General features: G+C 46.3%; 1 protein-coding gene and 1 pseudogene. One reads left to right on the top strand and one right to left on the bottom strand.

Annotation, left to right across the window (positions count from 1 at the left end):
* Positions 1-336: pseudogene (locus QTN95_RS20755) on the top strand (hypothetical protein); the annotation flags it as partial.
* 35 nt (positions 337-371) lie between these two features.
* On the opposite strand, the gene QTN95_RS20760 reads toward QTN95_RS20755, so the two are convergent.
* On the bottom strand, positions 372-1,141 hold a 770-nt coding region (locus QTN95_RS20760; RefSeq protein ID WP_331418866.1), incomplete at its 5' end, for a formylglycine-generating enzyme family protein.

Raw genomic sequence — 1,141 nt, forward strand, 5'->3', positions numbered from 1 at the left:
ATATTATTGCTTGGTGGGGTTAAAACGTGGCGACGTTTTGAAGAGGTGCTCACGCGCATGAATGTTACTGGTGAAAAGCCGTCAGGTGGCAAACAAGCAGAAGACAAAGCGTTGTTTGACAATTTGGCGCGCATCAATGCGATTTTAGATGGTGAGCAACAGACAAGCTTTAACAACTGGGTATTAAAACTGGCGCAAGTGAAGGAAATCAACGAGAGCAACTTTGCTCAAATGCCCCCGTTTGCGCCGCGCTCTGGCTGGAGTTGGAGGCAGAAGAGGGAGACAGTTGAACGGCAAATCGCGCGTTTAAATAAAAACAACGGTTACTATATTTAACCACAGCGACCGCCGTAAGGCGGTCGTTTTCGAGGCTAATAAGCTTGCTCCGTGCTTTGGACGGAGCAGCGAAACCCTGAACGGTATGACAGATTATCACTTACTATCGGGTCAAATGCGCGAGCGACCGTGACCATGGCCCCCCAGCCTCGTATAACTTTATACTCACCTGATGCGGGGCCTTGTGGATCAAGTTTCGGCGACACTTTGTAATAATCTTTAGCGTACCAATCATTAACCCACTCAGCAGCATTGTAAGTCATATCGTAAATACCGAGGGGATTGGGCGCAAACATACCAACAGGGTTTAAGTCCGTATCAACATTAACGGTTTTTTCGGTAAATTCTTCATAGCCACCTAATTCTGGATTATGGAAACCCCTTCCCCTAAACTGAATAAAGCCATTGTTGGTTGCGTAGTAGAGTTTTTGACCACGGCTACGCGCGGCATATTCCCACTGTGCTTCGGTAGGCAGGTCCACTGGTAAAGCGGTCAATTGCCCCAGCCATAGGCAATAGTTTTTTGCATCTTGCCAATTTACTTCTCTGGCAGGTTTACTAGTAAAATAAGGTAAATATGTTTGGTAGTCCTTTGAGTTACGCTCTAAGTACTTCCCTCCATCTTCACTCTGTTCAAATGGTCGACCTAATGTTTTTAGGTAAACATCATAATCCAGCAACTCCGCTTCATACTTTGACAACGAATAACTGCTTAGGGTGACTTCATGTTGAATATCCGCCCCGCGATCAACGATCGAGAACTGACTGTAACAACTTGCTTCCGGCGTCCAGACTGGGCGATTAA

It is taken from the genome of Vibrio sp. M260112, from assembly GCF_036533775.1.
In the GTDB taxonomy this organism is placed as follows: Bacteria; Pseudomonadota; Gammaproteobacteria; order Enterobacterales; family Vibrionaceae; genus Vibrio.